Origin of the sequence: Streptomonospora nanhaiensis, from assembly GCF_026642255.1 — a bacterium.
GTDB classification, from domain to species: Bacteria; Actinomycetota; Actinomycetes; order Streptosporangiales; family Streptosporangiaceae; genus Nocardiopsis; species Nocardiopsis tropica.
The window spans coordinates 6,783,562-6,801,693 of record NZ_CP113264.1 but is presented as its reverse complement, the minus strand read 5'-3'; the positions used below and the strand labels follow the sequence as shown (position 1 = coordinate 6,801,693).

14 protein-coding genes and 4 tRNA genes are annotated in these 18,132 nt (G+C 74.1%); 16 read left to right on the top strand and 2 right to left on the bottom strand.

Annotated elements, in window-relative coordinates; translation table 11 throughout:
* Positions 1-26 precede the first annotated feature (26 nt).
* From OUQ99_RS29395 to OUQ99_RS29350, 10 genes are all read left to right on the top strand, one after another.
* Positions 27-1,559 carry a metallophosphoesterase family protein gene (locus OUQ99_RS29395; protein ID WP_267950553.1) on the top strand — a complete coding sequence of 511 codons (1,533 nt, stop codon included), beginning with the start codon at positions 27-29 and terminating at the stop codon, positions 1,557-1,559.
* A gap of 107 nt (positions 1,560-1,666) precedes the next feature.
* A tRNA-Glu gene (locus OUQ99_RS29390) sits at positions 1,667-1,739 on the top strand.
* 88 nt (positions 1,740-1,827) lie between these two features.
* Positions 1,828-1,902 (top strand) — tRNA-Asp (locus tag OUQ99_RS29385).
* A 25-nt stretch (positions 1,903-1,927) separates the two neighbouring features.
* A tRNA-Phe gene (locus OUQ99_RS29380) sits at positions 1,928-2,001 on the top strand.
* A gap of 212 nt (positions 2,002-2,213) precedes the next feature.
* A complete protein-coding gene (locus tag OUQ99_RS29375) occupies positions 2,214-2,609 on the top strand; it encodes a DUF6188 family protein (protein ID WP_267947003.1) in 396 nt (131 codons plus the stop codon).
* Between the two features lie 256 nt (positions 2,610-2,865).
* A complete protein-coding gene (locus tag OUQ99_RS29370) occupies positions 2,866-3,663 on the top strand; it encodes a MerR family transcriptional regulator (RefSeq protein WP_267947002.1) in 798 nt (265 codons plus the stop codon).
* Positions 3,660-4,940 carry a DUF418 domain-containing protein gene (locus OUQ99_RS29365; protein WP_267947001.1) on the top strand — a complete coding sequence of 427 codons (1,281 nt, stop codon included), beginning with the start codon at positions 3,660-3,662 and terminating at the stop codon, positions 4,938-4,940. Before OUQ99_RS29370 ends, OUQ99_RS29365 begins: the two co-directional genes overlap by 4 nt.
* 178 nt (positions 4,941-5,118) lie before the next feature.
* Entirely contained in the window at positions 5,119-5,925 is an 807-nt protein-coding gene (locus OUQ99_RS29360; RefSeq protein WP_267947000.1) for a nucleotidyltransferase domain-containing protein, read from the top strand.
* 98 nt (positions 5,926-6,023) lie between these two features.
* Positions 6,024-6,821, top strand: a complete 798-nt coding sequence (locus OUQ99_RS29355) for an alpha/beta fold hydrolase (RefSeq protein WP_378554956.1) — start codon at positions 6,024-6,026, stop codon at positions 6,819-6,821.
* 188 nt (positions 6,822-7,009) lie between these two features.
* Complete coding sequence (locus OUQ99_RS29350; RefSeq protein WP_267946998.1) at positions 7,010-7,564, top strand: hypothetical protein; 555 nt, start codon at positions 7,010-7,012, stop codon at positions 7,562-7,564.
* A gap of 142 nt (positions 7,565-7,706) precedes the next feature.
* Here the strand turns inward: OUQ99_RS29350 and OUQ99_RS29345 are convergent, their stop codons facing one another.
* The gene (locus OUQ99_RS29345; RefSeq protein ID WP_267946997.1) at positions 7,707-8,114 is read right to left on the bottom strand and encodes an RNA-binding S4 domain-containing protein; all 408 of its coding nucleotides are present in this window, start codon (positions 8,112-8,114) and stop codon (positions 7,707-7,709) included.
* 107 nt (positions 8,115-8,221) lie between these two features.
* Here OUQ99_RS29345 and OUQ99_RS29340 point away from each other — a divergent pair.
* Together OUQ99_RS29340 and OUQ99_RS29335 are read left to right on the top strand one after the other, a co-directional pair.
* A tRNA-Asp gene (locus tag OUQ99_RS29340) sits at positions 8,222-8,296 on the top strand.
* 336 nt (positions 8,297-8,632) lie between these two features.
* On the top strand, positions 8,633-9,445 hold the full coding sequence (locus tag OUQ99_RS29335) for an rRNA methyltransferase (RefSeq protein ID WP_267946996.1): 813 nt from the start codon (positions 8,633-8,635) through the stop codon (positions 9,443-9,445).
* Positions 9,446-9,620: 175 nt separating this feature from the next.
* Here the strand turns inward: OUQ99_RS29335 and OUQ99_RS29330 are convergent, their stop codons facing one another.
* Positions 9,621-10,817 (bottom strand): MFS transporter, encoded by a 1,197-nt coding sequence (locus OUQ99_RS29330; RefSeq protein WP_267946995.1) that lies wholly within the window; start codon positions 10,815-10,817, stop codon positions 9,621-9,623.
* Between the two features lie 195 nt (positions 10,818-11,012).
* Between OUQ99_RS29330 and OUQ99_RS29325 the strand changes: the two genes are divergently transcribed.
* The 4 genes from OUQ99_RS29325 to narI are packed head-to-tail and all read left to right on the top strand — an operon-like array spanning position 11,013 to position 18,125.
* Complete coding sequence (locus tag OUQ99_RS29325; RefSeq protein WP_267946994.1) at positions 11,013-14,693, top strand: nitrate reductase subunit alpha; 3,681 nt, start codon at positions 11,013-11,015, stop codon at positions 14,691-14,693.
* Positions 14,693-16,501, top strand: coding sequence for a nitrate reductase subunit beta (gene narH / locus OUQ99_RS29320; protein WP_431061470.1), 1,809 nt, complete (start codon positions 14,693-14,695; stop codon positions 16,499-16,501). Before OUQ99_RS29325 ends, narH begins: the two co-directional genes overlap by 1 nt.
* Positions 16,498-17,376 carry a nitrate reductase molybdenum cofactor assembly chaperone gene (narJ, locus tag OUQ99_RS29315; protein WP_267946993.1) on the top strand — a complete coding sequence of 293 codons (879 nt, stop codon included), beginning with the start codon at positions 16,498-16,500 and terminating at the stop codon, positions 17,374-17,376. Before narH ends, narJ begins: the two co-directional genes overlap by 4 nt.
* Complete coding sequence (gene narI, locus OUQ99_RS29310) at positions 17,373-18,125, top strand: respiratory nitrate reductase subunit gamma (RefSeq protein WP_267946992.1); 753 nt, start codon at positions 17,373-17,375, stop codon at positions 18,123-18,125. The genes narJ and narI overlap by 4 nt, the downstream gene beginning before the upstream one ends.
* The last annotated feature ends 7 nt before the right edge of the window (positions 18,126-18,132 follow it).

Sequence of the window (18,132 nt, the reverse complement as noted above, 5' to 3'; positions counted from 1 at the left end):
CCCGTCAGCGGCATGATGGTGGTGTGTTGTCTTGGGAAGCGATCCGCGGTCACGACTTCCGTGGGGCCCTCGCGCGGCTCCGCGTCGCCCTCGACCGGGTGCGCGCAGGGCGCGCGTGGCGGTGGGGGTGCGTCGTCGCCGCCGGGCTCGTCGGGGGGTGGCTCGGCCTTGCGCTGGGCGGACAGGTGGTCACCCCCATCGGCCCGGCCGACGTCACCCTGGGTCTGACCCCCCAGTGGCGCGGCGAGACCGTCGTCGACGTGGCCCCGCTGGGACAGCTGGCCTTCGACACGCACAGCGCGCCCCTGAAGCTGGAGGCGACGATCTCCGACATCCGGCTGTCGGCTGCCCAGGAGATGTTCGCCGACCCGGAGGCCATCAACCGGATGGCCGCGGGCATCGGATCGGACCTGCGCGACGGCGTGGTCGCGCTGCTGGTCCGCGCGGTCCTCGCGGCGACCCTGGGTGCGGCCCTGATGGGCCTCCTGCTCTTCCGGAGCGCCGGGCGCGCCGCGGGCAGCGCGGCCGCGTCCCTCGCCGTCCTCGTGGCCTCGGGCGCCGCCGCCGCGGGCACCTTCAACCCCAGCGCCATCGCCGAGCCCCGCTACACCGGCCTCATCGCGGGGGCCCCGCAGGTGGTCGGCAGCGCCGAGGAGGTGGTGGGCCGCTTCAGCCAGTACCAGGAGCAGCTCGCGGGCCTGGTCGGCAACGTCGCGATGCTCTACGAGGCCACCTCGACCCTCCCCGTGTACGAGGAGGACGAGACGGTGATCCGGGTGCTGCACGTGTCCGACATCCAGCTCAACCCCGCGTCGTGGAGCATCATCCGCACCCTCCAGGAGCAGTACGGGGTGGACATGGTGGTCGACTCCGGGGACCTCACCGACCGGGGCAGCGCCACCGAGGACGTGTTCGCCGACGAGATCGGCAAGCTCGACGTGCCGTACGTGTGGGTGCGCGGACAGCACGACTCCATGGGCACCCAGCGCGCGGTGGAGGCCCAGTCGAACAGCGTGGTCCTCGACGGCGCCGTCGAGGAGGTGGGCGGGCTCACCTTCTACGGCTCGGGGGACCCCCGGTTCTCCCCCGACGCGACCCGCCTCAACCCCGACGCCGCCGGGGTGGCCGCGCGGGGCGAGGAGGAGGCCGGCGAGGTCATCGGCTCCCGCGAGGACGTGGACGTGGTCCTCATGCACACGCGCACGCAGGCCGAGGCGTTCGACGGGGTGGCGCCCCTCGTGCTGACCGGCGGCGACCACCTGAGATCCACCGAGCTGACCGACCTCGGCACGAGGTTCCTCGTCCAGGGCTCCACCGGGGGCGCGGGGCTGCGTGGCCTTGATCACGGTCCGGACCGGCCGACCCCCTACCAGGCGTCGGTGCTGTACTTCGACGCCGAGAGTGGGCGCCTCCAGGCGCGCGACGACGTCGACCTGGGCGGCATCGGTCTCACGTCGGCCCAGGTCGAACGGCACATCGAGGGAGAACCGGACCGCCCGGTCGGGGACCGCCCGCAGGTACCGGCGACGGAGGGCGACGGGGACGGCCGCACACCGTAGCACCCGGGCCCGGATCGGCGTTCCCGCAGGTGGCGGACGTCTGGCCCGGGTGGGGGAATCGCTTTGGTGTTGGTGGGAATCTCCCCTATGCTTGACCTGTCACACGGGCCCCCATCGTCTAGCGGCCTAGGACGCCGCCCTTTCAAGGCGGTAGCGCGGGTTCGAATCCCGTTGGGGGTACGACGCGGTTCGAGCACTGCCGGACGTCTGGCAGAATAAGAACCGCGACAACGCGCCGGGGCACGTACCGGGCGCGACAACAGAACAAGGTCCTGTGGAGCAGTTAGGAGTGCTCGCCACCCTGTCAAGGTGGAGGCCGCGGGTTCAAATCCCGTCAGGACCGCCGTCGCCGAGCGATCGGCGAGTGCGGCTAGGTAGCTCAGTTGGTACGAGCGTCCGCCTGAAAAGCGGAAGGTCGGCGGTTCGACCCCGCCCCTAGCCACTTCCAGCAGACATGCACAAAGGCCCCGTCACCTGCGTATACAGGTGACGGGGCCTTTTGGTGTGTCAGTGGACGGCGGCGGTTGCAGGTAAGTGGCCACGGCCAATGCGCGGCCACGTCCGAGCGCCTGCTCGCCTGCTCGCCCTGCTTCAGGCCGACGGGCGGTGCGGTCGACGAACCTCGGTGCGTGGCGCAGGACGTCGGGAGGCGTAGTGAAGGTTCCCACGGAGCTGGTCGGCGCCCAGGTCACGAGAACGGCCTTCGACCACCAGGTCAGAATCACCTTCACCGGCCACGGCCCCGACGGCCGGATCCGCCTGGACGGGGAACTCGTCATCGAAACCGTGTTGTCCATGACGGACCCGGGCGGTGGCCGGGTCGTCCTGACTCCGGGGGCCGGCACCTCTCCGGCGCCGCTGCTCGGCCTGTTCGCCAAGACCGTCGCCGAGGTCGAGGTCACCGGGTGCGGCACCCTGTGCGTCGACTTCGACGACGGCACGGGGCTGAGGGTCGACCCGGACCCGGATTACGAGTCGTGGAGTCTCACCGGCTTCGGGTTCGACTCCGTTCTGGTGGGTCCGGGCGGGGAAGTCGGCCGGCAACGCTGATCAGCGGTGGACCGGGGGCGTCGGTGCGCCTCCTCGCTCTACCCCGCCGTCGGTCGTCGGGGGACCGTGTCGCTCACCACACGCGGCGGCTCTCGGACCGCGCAGGCACAGGTCACAGGGTTCCGGGACCGCGCCCCCCGACCGGCAGGGGACCGGCCCCCCTCCACCGCTGTTGACCGTGCCCCGACGGCATGGTCTGCAATGGCAGGCACCGGCACGGGAGGCACCGTGCCGGAGCGAGGAGGGAGGGCCGGCCATGGCGTGGAGCACCCGTCAGCTCGCCGAGCTCGCCGGAACCACGGTGAAGGCCGTGCGGCACTACCACGAGCTCGGCCTGCTGGACCAGCCAGAACGCGCCGCCAACGGCTACAAGCGCTACGGGGTCGAGCACCTGGTGGTCCTGCTGCGCATCCGGCGACTGGCCGGCTTCGGCCTGTCGCTGGCTCAGATCGCCGATATGGAGCGCACCGGGGAGCCCCCGGCGGAGGCCCTCCGCCTGCTGGACGCGGAGCTGGCGGAAGCGGTGGAGCGGCTCCGGCGGATCCGCGCCGAGCTGGCGGAGATCCTGGCGCGGCGCCTGCCCCCGGAACTGCCCGCCGAACTGGCCCCGGTCGCCGGGCGGCTCTCCCACGAGGACCGTTCGCTGGCCCTGGTGATGACGCGGGTCTACACCCCCGAGGCGGCGGAGGCCTACATCGATCTGCTTAGGGACATCGAGCCCCATCCCGTCGACGAGGTCTTCATGAATCTGCCGGCGGACGCGGACGAACGGGCACGGCGCGGCGCGGCCGAGCAGATGCTCCCCCTGGTCCGCGGCGTGCTCGCCGACTACCCCGCCCTGGACCGGTCCGGGCTCCCCCCGGCGGACGCGGCCCGGACCGGCGAGGTGGTCACCGCGATGATGCGCGTCCTGTGCAACCCCGCCCAGCTCGACGTCCTGAAGCGCGTCGGGGACCGGCTCGCGGAGGAGCGCGAGCCGCCCCGGGGCACCTGGCCGGACACACGACCCGCCGGCGCAGACAGCCGTGAGGAAGACGAGGAACCCGCACCATGACGACCACCCGACCCGACACCCCGCCCCCGGAGCCCCCGGTCCCCGCCGCGGCCTCGGCGGGCTCGACCCCGGTCTCGGAGCGGGCCCTGGCCCCGGACCTGGCCCGCGGCATGATGCTGCTGCTGATCGCGCTGGCCCATGTGCCGTGGTTCATCTACGACGCCCCCGCCGGCCTGGCCATGCTCCACCCCGACCAGGGCAACCTCGCCGACCGGATCGCGCAGGTCGCGTCCCTGGTCGTGGTGGACGCCCGCACCCACACCATGTTCGGGTTCCTGTTCGCCTACGGCATCGGGCAGATGTACGCCCGCCAGAAAGCCCACGGAACCCGGGACGAGGACGCCCGCAGGATCCTGCGCACACGCCACCTGTGGATGCTCGCCCTGGGCGCCGTGCACGCCCTCCTGCTGTGGCAGGGCGACATCATCGGCACCTACGGCCTCATCGGCCTGCTCATGGTGCCGCTGTTCCTGCACCGCACCGACCGCACCCTCAAGGTCTGGACCGCCGTCCTGCTCGCGGCCGGCGCCCTGTTCACCGCCCTGTCGGTGCTCGGTGCCATGGCCGCGCCGGCGGGCGCGCCCGGGGTGGACGCGGCCGCCGTGCAAAGGGCCAGCATCGCCGAGACCGGCTACCTGCTCTCGGCCGCGGTGCGCCTGCCCACCTGGGTCTTCGGGCTCGGCTCGGGCCTGCTCTCCCTGGCCCTGCCCACGGTGTTCCTGATCGGCCTGCTCGCGGCGCGGCACCGGTTCCTGGAGGAGCCGCAGCGCCACCTGCCCCTGCTGCGCCGGGTGGCCGTGTGGGGCATCGCCGCCGGGTGGGTCCCCGGGCTGGTGCTGGGCCTGCAGCACGTGGGGGTGCTGGACCCGGTGTACGGCCCGGCGGTGGCCTCGGTGCACTTCTACACCGGGATCTTCACCGGGGTGGGCTACGCCGCGCTCTTCGGCCTCCTGGCGCACCGCCTCACCGCCCGGGGTGGCGGGCCGTCCCTGCCGGTCCGGGCCCTGGTGGCCCTGGGCCGGCGCTCCCTGAGCGGCTACCTCGCCCAGTCGGCGGTCTTCGCACCCTTCCTGGCGGCGTGGGGGCTCGGCCTGGGGGTGCACCTGTCCAGCTGGTCGGCGGTCCTGGTGGCCTTCGGCACCTGGCTGCTGACCGTCCTCGCGGCGTACCTGCTCGACCGGGCGGGCCGGCGCGGACCCGCCGAGGTCCTGCTGCGCACACTGACCTACCGGAAGCCGGTCCGCCGGCGCCGGCCCGCGGCCGAGCACGCGGGCTGACGGATCCGTCCCCGGCGGTCCGCCGCCGTGAAGGCCGGCCCCGGCAGCGGGGCCGGCCGTCGGCGCGGACCGCCGACCGGCACGGGCCGGGCCCCGGCAGGGGGCCGTGCGCGGGGCGCGCCGGAGGCGTCGGGGAAATGCGGTCGCGGCGTCCGCCCGGATACGGCACAGTGCGTCCATGGACGACGGCCGGGGACTGGACACGGACGGCGCGATCGCGCGCGAGGGCTCGCTCGCGCGGGTCGGGCCGGCCTTCGCGCCCGTGGTGGAGGCCGCCCGCGCCCGGATCGCCGGTTTGTTCGGCGACGCGCTGCACAGCGCCTACCTCTACGGAAGCGTCCCCCGGGGCACCGCGGTCCCCGGGACCTCCGACCTCGACCTGCAACTGGTGTTCCGCGACGCCGTGACCGGGGAGCAGCGGGAGGCGGCCGGGGAGATGGAGGCCGGCCTCGACGCCGCCTTCGGCGAGGTCGACGGGGTGGGCGTCCTGCTGGGGTCGGTCCGCGACGCGCTCAGCGAGCTCGAACGGCACGACTTCGGTTTCTTCCTCGCCTGCCTGTGCACGCCCCTGCTCGGCGAGGACCTCGCGGACCGGCTGCCGCGCTACCGCCCCACGTCCCTGCTGGCGCGCGAGACCAACGGGGACCTGCACCTGGTGCTGCCCCGCTGGCGGGAGCGTGCCGGGCGGGCGGAGACCGCGGCCGAGCGCGCGGGGCTCGGACGCGGCGTCGGCCGCCGCCTGGTCCGCACCGGCTTCACCCTGGTCATGCCCCTCTGGGGCGGCTGGACCAGCGACCTCGACGAGTCCGCCGAGATCTTCGGCCGCTACCGTCCCGACCGCCTCGGGCAGATGCGGGCGGCGGTCGCGGAGGGCCGTGCCCCCTCGGGCGACCCGGAGGTGCTGGAGGAGCTGATCGAGGACCTGGGACCCTGGCTCGCGGCCGAGTACCGGGCGGTCCACGGGGAGAAGGCCCCCCGCCCCTGAGCGGCGGGCGCCGACCGCGACCCGGAGCGTTTCCCGCGTCTCTCGGGCCCCCGCCCCCGGGTGACACGTGACACGGCCCCCGCGCACGTCATCGGGTAGTGTCCGGACCCGTGAGCCATGTGACCGCGGCGGACGGAACCCGCATCTGGTACGACACCCTCGGTGAGGGCGACCCCCTCCTGCTCCTCAACGGGCAGTCCCTCGACCACGGGATGTGGGAGGGCGTCCGCGCCGGGCTGGCGGCCGGGCACCGGGTCGTACGGGTGGACTTCCGGGGCACCGGAGGCAGCGACGCGCCCCTGGGCGAGCCCTACACCTTGGAGCTGTTCGCCGAGGACGCCCTGGCCGTCCTGGACGCCCTGGAGATCCCGAGGGCGCACGTCTACGGGTTCTCCATGGGCGGGAAGGTCGCCCAGGTGTTCGCGTCCGCGGCGCCGGACCGCGTCGGCGCGCTCGTCCTGGGCTCCACCGGTCCGGGCGGGGCCGACGAGGTGGAGCGCCCGGCTTCGGCCACCCTGGCGCTGCGCCGGGCCAACACCGCGGCCGGGCGGGACGCGATCGCCGAGCTGTTCTACTCGCCCGCGTGGGCGTCCGCCCATCCCGAGGCCGTCACCGGCATCCTTCCGCACGGCCCCCTGCGCGCCCAGCGCCTGCACTTCGGCGCGAGCACCGGCTACGACGGCCGGGACCTGCTGCCGGGCATCCAGGCGCCGACCCTCGTCGTGCACGGCGAGGACGACGAGCTGACCCCGGTCGGCAACGCCGCCCTCCTGGCCGGGAGGATCCCCGGCGCTCGCCTGCTGGTGCTGCCGGGGATGCGCCACGGCTACCTGCACGAGGACGGGCCGAAGGCCACCCGCGAGGTCCTCGACTTCCTGGCGGGCCACCCGCTCTAGCCGGAACGCCCGCCGCGCCGCGGCTGTGCCCCCTCGCCGCCGGACGCTCCCGTCCGCCGGTCGGCCGGACCCGTGCCGCGGTGTCCGCCGCGGGTCCAGCGGGCCCGGCCCGGGCCCCGCCCCGCCTTCTCCCGCACCACCCCCCACCACCCCCGCCCCCACCCCACCCCACCCCAGGAGGACCATCCATGCCGGACGACGCCGGGAAGCCCTCGGAGACGGAACAGCTGAGAAGGCGCGTGACCCGACTGGAGATCAGGGCGCGGGAGTCCTCCGCCGCGGAGTCCAGGGCGCGGACGGCCGCGGCGGGTTCCGCGGCCGGGGCCGTCGCCCTGTTCCTCTCGCTGTCCCTGCCCTGGGCCCGGGAGGAGGTCCCGTACGCGTACGACATCAGCGACGAGGGCGTTCCCAGCATGTACGGGGTGCGCGCGTCCGCCACGGGATGGGACGTGCTGGCGGCGTCCTTCGAGGACGAGCGCCTGCTCCTCGCCGCGGCCTTCACGGTCCTCCTCGTGCTCCTGGCGGTCGCGGTGTGCGCGGTCGTGACCTGGTCGAGGGTCCTCTTCGTGACGGTCCAGGTCCTCGCGGCGGCGTCCCCGCTGCTGTTCCTGTTCTCCTGGCCCCGGAACAGCGGCGATCTGGCTGCGGGTCCGGGGCTGGCGGCGGCGGTGTTCGCCTGCGCGGTACTCGTGCTGTCCGCGCGCCTGGCCGCGCACAAGGACTCGCGCTCCCCGGACCGCTGAGTGGTCGCCGGGCCGCCTCGGCGGCGGGGCCGGGGGAACCGGCCCCGCCGGTCGCCCCCGCCGCCGCGGTCCCGCCGGGGGCGCAGGCGTCGGCCTCGCGGCCCGACGCGAGGAGTGCCGACGGCATGGGGGAGGCCGTCCGTCAGACGGGCGGGGGGAAGTCCGTGCGGAGCCGGTCCAGGACGCGCCGGTCGCGCTTGGTCGGGCGTCCGGCCCCCCGGTCCCGGCGGATGACCGGAAGGTTCGCCTCGGGCGGGGCCTCGGGGGTGTTGTCGGCGTAGCAGCGGACGGCGACCGGGGCGCTGACGCGCTTCTCGATGACGTGGCCGACCTCCACGATCCGCGTGGTCCCGTGCAGGCGGACCCGCACCTCGTCGCCGGGCTTGACCGGGGAGGCAGGCTTGGCCGGGCGGTCGTTGACGCGCACGTGCCCGCCCCGGCAGGCCTGCGCCGCGTCGGCGCGGGTCTTGACCAGGCGTACGGCCCACAGCCAGCGGTCGACCCGGGTGCTGTCCGGTCCGGGCGGAAGGGGGGCCGGTGACTCGTTCACGCCGGGTCCTCTCGGGGTCGTCGGGGTGGTGGAGCGGATGCCTGCCACTCTAGGCGGGAGCCGGTACGAAGTACTCCGAAACCGCGCTAGAGTTGTACCAGCAACGAGGTCCTGTGGAGCAGTTAGGAGTGCTCGCCACCCTGTCAAGGTGGAGGCCGCGGGTTCAAATCCCGTCAGGACCGCATGAGAAGGCCCGGTGTCCCAGGACGCCGGGCCTTCGGCGTTCCCGGGCCCCGGGCGATCCGGTCCTCCGGGGGTCGCGCCCGGCCTCCGGGGAGCGGCCGGGGCGCGCCGCCCGCCGTGTTCCGCCGTGCTCGGAGAACATGGGAGGCGCACGCCGGGTCGCGCACGGCGCCGTGCCCGGTCCCCGGGGCCTGCCGTGCCGCCGGGGGCGGTGCGGTTCCGTCCGCCGCGCGCGGGTTGAGCGCGGCGGAGGCCGGGGAGACCGGTGCGGGGCCGCCCGCGGGCGACCGCGGCCGGGGCGCCGACGAAGCAGGACACGGAAGGGCAGGGGCACTGTGAGCTACCGGTACGCCGTCGAGCGGACCGACCACTCGGCTCTGGCGAGCGGGCAGGTGCTGCGGTCCGCACCCGGTTTCCCGGGCTTCCCGGTGCGGCTGGCGAGCGAGCTGTTCCAGCGGGCGATGGTGCACACCAAGGAGGAGCGCGTGCGCCTCTGGGACCCCTGCTGCGGCAGCGGCTACCTGGTCACGGTCCTGGGCTTCCTGCACCGCGAACGGCTCACGCGCGTCCGCGCGGGCGACGTGGACCCGGACGCCGTCGCCCTGGCGGCCCGCAACCTCCGCCTGCTCTCCGCCGAGGGGCTGGCCGAGCGCGAGGACGAGCTCCGGCGCTCCGCCCGCGACTTCGGCCGCCCGGAGTTCGTCGAGCGCGCCGAGGCCGCCCGCGACCTCGCCGCAGGGCTGTCCGCCACGGGCGGCGACCTGCCCCACGAGGCGGTCGTCGAGGACGTGTTCTCCCTGCGGGAGCCGGTGGGGGCGGACCTGGTGGTGACCGACGTGCCCTACGGCGAGATGACCTCCTGGGCGGGGGCCGTCCCGGAGGACGGGGGCCCCGGGACCCCAGGGCACGGGGGCGGTACCGGGCACGCGCCGGCCGACCGCCGCGAAGGCGGCGGATCGGCCGGGGGAGGGGCGCCGCTGCGGGCGATGCTGGCCTCCCTGGGGCGGGTACTGCCCGAGCACGCCGTCGTGGTGGTGACCGCGAGGACGAGGCGGGTCGCCCTGCCGGAGGGCGTCAGGGCCCTGGAGCGCGTGAAGGTGGGCAACCGCGCCGCCGCCCTCGTCCGCGCCCGGGACATCGCCCCCTGACGGCCGTGGCGGGCCCCGACCGCTCGCCGCCCCTCCGGGCCCCGGTCCGTGCGCCTGAGGCGAGCCCTCCGGGCACGGCCCCTCCGGGAGGCGTCGCGTCAGGGGCGGGGGACCGGACCGGTCCCGGGCCCGGGGCCGTCCGCGCGGGCCGCGCGCCGGGCTCCCCGGCCCGGGGTCAGGCGGACACGCCGCGGAAGGCCCGCGAGGTGTACAGGGCCACCGCCAGCGAGACCGCGGCCAGCAGCACGAAGCCCAGCGTGTAGGCGCCCGTCGCCTGGTAGACGACCCCCATCAGCAGCGGCGGGAAGTAGCCGCCCAGACCCCCGGCCGCACCCACGAGCCCGGTCACGGTACCGACCCTGGACGGGTCGACCAGCTTCGCGACCAGAGCGAACACGGCGCCCGTGCCCAGGCCCAGCGACAGCGCGATCAGCACGAAGGCCGCACCCGCCGGGAACTCCGCGGGCGGGTGCAGGGCCAGCACGACCGCGAACACGCACGTGCCGAGGAACGACGCCAGGCACACCCGCACCGGGCCGAGCCGGTCCGACAGGATGCCGCCGACCGGCCGGGCGACCACGGCGGCGACCGCGAAACCGGCGGTGCGCACCCCGGCATCGGTCTGCGCGTAGTCGTACGCCATCGTCAGCAGGGTCGGCAGATAGGTGGAGAAGGCCACGAACCCGCCGAAGGCGACCGCGTACAGCAGGGACGCCTGCCACGTCGCCTTGAGTCTGAGCGCCTCGCGCATCCCCGGCAGGGCCGGCTCCGTGCGGGGCCTCCACGCGGGGGAGTTCCGGCTGAACACCCACATCACCGCGCCCATGGCCGCCAGGGCCGCGCACATCAGCAGGTGGGTGGTGAGCACCCCCGTCTTCTCGACGAGGAGGGGGGTGAGGAACGACGACAGGGCGGTGCCGCCCATGCCCGCCCCGAACACGCCCGTGGCGAAACCGCGCCGCCCGGCCCTGTACCAGGCGTTCACGAACGGGATTCCGACGGCGAACGACGTGCCCGCGATCCCGAGGAAGAAGCCCCAGACCAGCAGCATCGCGTAGGACCCCGACGACACGCCCACGAGGAAGGTCGGCACGATGCTCACGAAGCAGATGACCGTGAACATCAGCCGCCCGCCGTAGCGGTCGGTCAGCGAGCCGACCGGGATGCGGCCCAGGGAGCCCACGAGCACCGGGAACGCCACGAGGAGCGAGGTCTGCGAGGGCGACAGGTCCAGCTCCTGCGTGTAGGTCCGCGACAGCGGTCCGACGAGGTTCCAGGCCCAGAAGGTCAGCGCGAACGCCGCCGTGGCCAGGGCGAGGTTGGCGCCCGCCGTTCCCGAGCGGGTGTCCCGCTCCCCGACTTCCGCTCCCATGGCGGTCCCCCACGTCCTGTCGATCCGGCCGGCGGTGTCCCTTTCGGAGGTGATTGTCACCCCTTCCGGTGTGGGATACGTGACTTCCGCGCCGAAGGAGGCATATTCATTAACGGAATGTCATGGGCACAGGACACCGGAACCGCGTGGAAATGCAATTCTCGGCAATGCGCTGTTAAACGAGGTGGCTCCCGTATGGCGGAAAACGGCAAAGGCGGAGGCGCGGGGGAGGCCCTTCTCCGGTTGGGTAACCACCTGAGCCGGGCGGAGCAGCTGGACGGCGTCCGGGCGCAGGTCAGGCACGGCGGACGAGAGGGCGACGTCTTCTACAGGGACCGCTGGAGCCACGACAGGGTCGTGCGTTCCACCCACGGCGTGAACTGCACCGGTTCGTGTTCCTGGGACGTGTACGTGAAGGACGGGATCATCACCTGGGAGACGCAGGCCACGGATTATCCCTCCGTCGGCCCGGACCGTCCCGAATACGAGCCGCGGGGCTGTCCCCGCGGCGCGGCCTTCTCCTGGTACACCTATTCTCCGACCCGGGTCCGCTACCCGTACGCGCGCGGCGTCCTCGTGGAGATGTACCGGGAGGCGCGCGGACGCCTGGGCGACCCCGTGGCGGCCTGGGAGGAGATCACCGCCGACCCGGTCAGGCGCCGCCGCTACCAGCGGGCGCGCGGCAAGGGCGGTCTGGTGCGCGTCACGTGGGACGAGGCGCTGGAGATCGCCGCCGCCTCCCACGTGTCCACCATCAGGAGGTACGGTCCGGACCGCGTGGCCGGGTTCTCCCCGATCCCCGCGATGTCGATGGTCTCGCACGGGGTGGGCGCCCGCTTCGTGAACCTCCTCGGCGGCTCCATGCTGTCGTTCTACGACTGGTACGCCGACCTGCCGGTGGCCTCGCCGCAGGTGTTCGGCGACCAGACCGACGTCCCCGAGTCCGGCGACTGGTGGGACGCCGCCTACCTGGTGCTGTGGGGCTCCAACGTCCCGGTCACCCGGACCCCCGACGCGCACTGGATGGCCGAGGCCCGTTACCGGGGCCAGAAGGTCGTCGTGGTCTCCCCCGACTACAGCGACGCCACCAAGTTCGCGGACGAGTGGCTGGCCCCCCACCCGGGCACCGACGGGGCGCTGGCCATGGCCATGGGCCACGTCGTCCTCAAGGAGAGGTTCGTCGACCGGACCACGCCCCGGTTCGAGGACTACGTCCGCCGGTACACCGACCTGCCGTTCGTGGTCTCGCTGGACAGCCGCGACGGCCGCCTGGTGCCCGGCAAGTTCCTCACCGCCGCCGACCTCGGTCCCGGCGGAGGGGAGAACGCCGACTGGAAGCCGGTGATCTGGGCGGAGGGGGAGGACGCGCCGGCCGCTCCCCACGGCACCGTCGGCGACCGGTGGGGCGAGGAGGGCCTGGGGAGGTGGAACCTCGACCTGGAGGGCCGCACGCCCGCCCTCAGCTTCTACGAGGTGGGCGGCGAGGCCGCCGAGATCGCCCTGCCCCGCTTCGACACCCCCACCGGCGCCGCCGGGGTCGCCACCCGGGGCGTCCCGGTCCGCAGGGTGGGAGACCGCCTCGTCACCACGGTCTTCGACCTGCTCCTCGCCCAGTACGGGGTGTACCGCGACGGCCTGCCCGGCGTCTGGCCGACCGGCTACGACGACCCGGGCGAGTGCTGCACCCCCGCCTGGCAGGAGGCGCTCACGGGGGTGCCGGCCGACCGGGCGGCCCGCATCGCCCGCGAGTTCGCGGACACCGCCGAGGCCTCCGGCGGCCGGGCCATGATCATCCTCGGCGCGGGCACGAACCAGTGGTTCCACGGGGAGAACGCCTACCGCGCCTTCCTGTCCCTGCTCCTGCTCACCGGCTGCCAGGGGGTCAACGGCGGCGGCTGGGCGCACTACGTGGGCCAGGAGAAGTGCCGCACCGCCACCGGCTGGGCGGCCTACGCCTCCGGTACGGACTGGTCGAGGCCGCCGCGCTTCATGGCCGGGACGGCGTACTGGTACACCCACACCGACCAGTGGCGCTACGACACCTACCGCGCCGACGCCCTGGCCTCGCCGCTGGGGCCGGGGCGCGTGCGCGGCATGCACACCGCCGACCTGGTGGCCTCCTCGGCACGGATGGGCTGGATGCCGTCCTACCCCACGTTCAACCGCAACCCGGTCGACCTGGGCCGTGAGGCCGACGAGCTCGGGCAGGACCCCGGCGAGTACGTCGCCGGCCAGCTGGCCGACGGCACCCTGCGCTTCGCCGCGGAGGACCCGGACGACCCGGCCAACTGGCCCAGGACGCTCACCGTCTGGCGGTCCAACCTGTTCGGCTCCTCCGCCAAGGGCAACGAGTACTTCCTCAAGCACCTGCTCGGCACCCACTCCAACCTCCGGGCGCAACCCGCCGGGCCGGACGACCGGCCGCGCGACGTCAGCTGGCGCGAGGAGGCCCCGGAGGGCAAGCTCGACCTGCTGCTGTCGATGGACTTCCGCATGACCAGCACGACGCTGCTGTCCGACATCGTCCTGCCCGCCGCCACCTGGTACGAGAAGCACGACCTGTCCACCACGGACATGCACCCGTTCGTGCACGCGTTCAACCCGGCGATCGACCCGCCGTGGGAGACCCGCACGGACTTCGACGCCTTCCACGCGCTGGCGCGGGCCTTCAGCGCCCTGGCCGCCGACCACCTGGGCGAGGTCACCGACCTGGTGGCGGTGCCCCACCAGCACGACACCCCCGGGGAGCTGGCCCAGCCGCACGGGGTCCCGGTGGACTGGAAGGCGGACGGCGAGCGGCCGGTCCCCGGCCGGACCATGCCCGCCGTCGTGGCCGTGCGCCGCGACTACTCGGCGGTCGCGCAGAAGATGGCGGCCCTGGGGCCCCTGGCCGAGTCCGCGGGGCTCCCGGTCAAGGGCGTCTCCTTCACCCCCGACAAGGAGGTGGAGTGGCTGCGCGAACGCAACGGCGCCGTCCGAGGGGGCGTCGCCGACGGGCGGCCCTCCCTCGACACCGACGTCAAGGCATGCGAGGCGATCCTCGCCCTGTCGGGCACCAGCAACGGCCGCCTGGCGGCCCAGGGGTTCGAGCGGCTGGCGGCCCGCACCGGCACCGACATGGGCGAGCTGGCCGCCCGCTCCGCCGAGCGCCGCGTGGTCTTCGACGACGCCCGCCGGGGCCCCACCCCGGTGGGCACCAGCCCCGAGTGGTCGGGCAAGGAGGCGGCCGACCGCCGCTACTCGCCGTTCACGATCAACGTCGAGCACGACAAGCCCTGGCACACCCTGACCGGGCGCCAGCACTTCTACCTGGACCACGACTGGATGCACGAGTTCGGCGAGGCGCTCCCGGTGTACCGCCCCCCGCTCGACATCAGCCGCCTGTTCGGCGAGCCCCGCATCGGCCCGAACGGGCGGCGCGAGGTCACCGTCCGCTACCTGACCCCGCACTCGAAGTGGTCCATCCACTCCGAGTACCAGGACAACCTGCTCATGCAGACCCTGTCGCGGGGCGGCCCGACCATCTGGATGAGCGTGGAGGACGCGGCGGTCATCGAGGCCGCCGACAACGACTGGGTGGAGGCGGTCAACCGCAACGGCGTGGTCGCCGCCCGCCTGGTGGTGTCGCACCGGATGCCCGTCGGCACCGTGTACATGCACCACGCCCAGGAGCGCACCATCGACGTCCCGAAGACGGAGACGACGGGGAGGCGCGGCGGCATCCACAACTCGCTCACCCGCCTGCTGGTCAAGCCGACGCACCTCATCGGCGGCTACGCCCAGCTGTCCTACGCGTTCAACTACCTCGGCCCCACCGGAAACCAGCGCGACGAGATCACCGTCGTGCGCAAGCGGACCACGGAGGTGCGGTACTGATGGCACGCCGGAAGGACACGAACCGCGGGCAGGGGACGGCGGCCGACGGCGCCCGGGGGGAACGGGCCGTCGGCCGGGTCATGGCCCAGGTCGCCATGGTCATGAACCTCGACAAGTGCATCGGCTGCCACACCTGCTCGGTCACGTGCAAGCAGGCGTGGACCAACCGCAGCGGCGTCGAGTACGCCTGGTTCAACAACGTCGAGACCCGCCCCGGCCAGGGCTACCCGCGCACCTACCAGGACCAGGACAGGTGGAGGGGCGGCTGGGTCCGCAAGGCCGGGGGCCGCCTGGTGCCGCGCGCCGGGGGGCGCATCAAGCGGCTCGCGACGATCTTCGCGAACCCCGTGATGCCGTCGATCCAGGACTACTACGAGCCGTGGACGTACGACTACGACACCCTCCTCAACGCGCCCCTGGGGGACGACTTCCCGGTGGCCTCGCCCCGCTCCGCGCTCACCGGCGAGCCGATGCAGGTCACCTGGAGCGCCAACTGGGACGACGACCTCGGGGGCGGGCCGGAGCTGGCCCGGCACGACCCGATCGTGCGCAAGCTCGGCGACAGGGTGAAGTTCTCCTTCGAGGAGACCTTCATGTTCTACCTGCCGCGCATCTGCGAGCACTGCCTCAACCCGACGTGCGTGGCGTCCTGCCCGAGCGGCGCCCTGTACAAGCGGGTCGAGGACGGCATCGTGCTCGTCGACCAGGACCGCTGCCGGGGCTGGCGCATGTGCGTCACCGGCTGCCCGTACAAGAAGATCTACTTCAACCACAAGACCGGCAAGGCCGAGAAGTGCACGTTCTGCTACCCGCGCGTGGAGGTGGGCATGCCCACCATCTGCTCGGAGACGTGCGTGGGCAGGCTCCGCTACCTCGGCGTCGTCCTCTACGACGCGGAGCGGGTGGGAGACGCGGCGGCCGTCGAGGACGAGAAGGAGCTGTACCGCGCCCAGCTGGACGTGTTCCTCGACCCAGCGGACCCGGCCGTGCGCGCCGCCGCGCGCAGGGACGGCATCCCCGACCGCTGGGTGGAGTCCGCCGCCCGCTCACCGGTGTACGCGCTGGCCAAGCGCTTCCGGGTGGCGCTGCCGCTGCACCCGGAGTACCGGACGATGCCGATGGTCTGGTACGTCCCGCCGCTGTCGCCCGTGGTGGACTCCCTCACCTCCACCGGGCACGACGGGGAGGACTCCGACAACCTGTTCGGCGCCATCGACACCCTGCGCATCCCGGTCGAGTACCTGGCCGAGCTGTTCACGGCGGGGGACACCGCGCCCGTCGACCTGGTCCTGCGCCGCCTCGCCGCCATGCGCTCCTACATGCGCCGGATCAACCTCGGGCAGGAGCGCGACGAGGACATCGCCGGGGCCGTCGGCATGACCGGCGCCGAGATCGAGGACATGTACCGGCTCCTCGCCCTCGCCAAGTACGACGACCGCTACGTCGTCCCCACCGCCTACGGGGTGGACGAGGCCGACCGGGGGGTCATCGAGGAGGTCGGGTGCGGCCTCGACTTCGAGGGAGGGCCCGGGATGGGCGGGATGGGGGGCGTCCCGTTCGGCGAGGCGTCCGGCCGTCCGGACGCCGCGTCCGTGGAGACCTTCCACGCCCTGCGGGACCGCCAGACCGGCGGGGCCGCGCAGGGGGAGGGGCGGGTCCCCGCGGAGGGGCGCGTCAACCTCCTCAACTGGGACGGCAACGGCCGTCCCGACGGACTCTTCCCGCCCCGGCAGGGCGGGGACGGCAACGGCACCGACGGCGGTGGCGGGGGCGGGGCCTCCGCGCCGCGTGAGGGGGGTCAGTCATGAGCACCACCACCGACGGGGCGGACGGGCACACGGGCGGCGCGACCGGGGAGGACCGGGCCGCGGCCGCCGAGGGGGCGGGAGCCCCCGCGGTCCCGGCGCAGCGGGGACCGGGCTGGCTCGGCGCGGGCCGGTCCGCCCGGCGCTCCCACCGGATCGCGGTCACCCACCAGGCCGCGTCCGTCCTCCTGGCCTATCCGGACCAGGCCTTCTTCGAGCGCCTGCCGCTGGTCGCGCGCGCGGTCGCGGAGCTGCCCAGGGGCGCCGTGCGCACCGAGCTCCAGGAGTTCTGCGAACACGCCGCCAGCACGCCCGAGCTGGAACTGTGCCGGCACTACGTCGACGTGTTCGACCTGCGCCGGCGCCGGGCCCTCCACATGACCTACTACACCGACGGCGACACCCGGCGGCGCGGGCACGCGCTCGCCGAGATCAAGCGGGTCTACGCCGAGTCGGGGTGGTCGGTGAACGCGGGGGAGCTGCCCGACCACCTGGCGGTCGTCCTGGAGTTCGCGGCCAGGGGGGACGCCGCCAGGGGCGGGGCGCTGCTGTTGCGCTTCCGTCCGGGCCTGGACCTGCTGTGGGAGGCGCTGCGCGCCCACGGGACCCCGTACGCGCGGGTCGTCGACGCCGTCCGCATGACCCTGCCGCCGCAGCGGCGGGACGACCGGGAGGCGGTGCGGCGGCTCGCCGCCGAGGGGCCTCCGGCGGAGGACGTGGGCCTGGAGCCGTACGGTGTCCGGGTCCCGCTGCCGGTGACCGACGTCTCCGTCCGGGGCGCCGGGGGGCCGGCGGGCGGCGTGCCGCCGGCGCCGGGCGTGCCCGCGCCGCGGGCGTCGGGGCCCGCCTGCGGCTGCGGCGACGGGGGACAGGCGTGAACGGTACCGGGCCGCTCGACCTGGTCCTGTGGGGCATCCTGCCCTACACGGTGCTCGTGACCGCGGTGGGCGGGCTGGTCTGGCGGTACCGGTACGACCGGTTCGGCTGGACCACCCGCTCGTCCGAGCTGTACGAGTCGCGGCTGCTGCGCATCGGCAGCCCGCTGTTCCACGCAGGCCTGCTCTTCGTCGTCCTCGGCCACGTGGTGGGGCTCCTGGTGCCCGAGGGGTGGACCCGGGCGCTCGGTGTGTCCGACGCCCTCTACCACGTCACCGCGCTGGGCCTGGGCCTGGTCGCGGGGGTGTGCACGCTCGGCGGGATCGCCCTGCTGATCTGGCGGCGGCGCACCACGGGCCCGGTCTTCAGCGCCACCACCCGCAACGACAAGCTCATGTACCTCGTGCTGGTCCTGGCGATCCTCACCGGGCTGGGCATGACCGCGTACTTCGCCGGGGTCGAGCTGGCGGGCGGGCACACCCAGGACTACCGGCGGACGGTCTCCCCGTGGTTCCGCTCGATCTGGATCCTGCAGCCGGACGTCGCGGCGATGGCCGCCGCCGAGGCCCCGTACAAGCTGCACGCGCTGACGGGCCTGGCACTGTTCGCGCTGCTGCCGTTCACGCGGCTGGTGCACGCGTTCAGCGCGCCGGTCGGCTACCTGTTCCGCCCCTACGTCGTCTACCGCACGCGGGACCGGCACACGGCCGGCGCCGGCCGGTCCGAGCGGTCCACACGCCGGGGCTGGTGAGCCCCGC

Bases quoted from the DNA above. Each gene is read 5' to 3' on its own strand.
- narJ (WP_267946993.1), top strand. From the start codon at position 16,498: ATGAGCACCACCACCGACGGGGCGGACGGGCACACGGGCGGCGCGACC.
- narH (WP_431061470.1), top strand. From the start codon at position 14,693: ATGGCACGCCGGAAGGACACGAACCGCGGGCAGGGGACGGCGGCCGAC.
- OUQ99_RS29360 (WP_267947000.1), top strand. From the start codon at position 5,119: ATGGACGACGGCCGGGGACTGGACACGGACGGCGCGATCGCGCGCGAG.
- OUQ99_RS29370 (WP_267947002.1), top strand. From the start codon at position 2,866: ATGGCGTGGAGCACCCGTCAGCTCGCCGAGCTCGCCGGAACCACGGTG.
- OUQ99_RS29365 (WP_267947001.1), top strand. From the start codon at position 3,660: ATGACGACCACCCGACCCGACACCCCGCCCCCGGAGCCCCCGGTCCCC.
- OUQ99_RS29350 (WP_267946998.1), top strand. From the start codon at position 7,010: ATGCCGGACGACGCCGGGAAGCCCTCGGAGACGGAACAGCTGAGAAGG.
- OUQ99_RS29330 (WP_267946995.1), bottom strand. From the start codon at position 10,817: ATGGGAGCGGAAGTCGGGGAGCGGGACACCCGCTCGGGAACGGCGGGC.
- OUQ99_RS29325 (WP_267946994.1), top strand. From the start codon at position 11,013: ATGGCGGAAAACGGCAAAGGCGGAGGCGCGGGGGAGGCCCTTCTCCGG.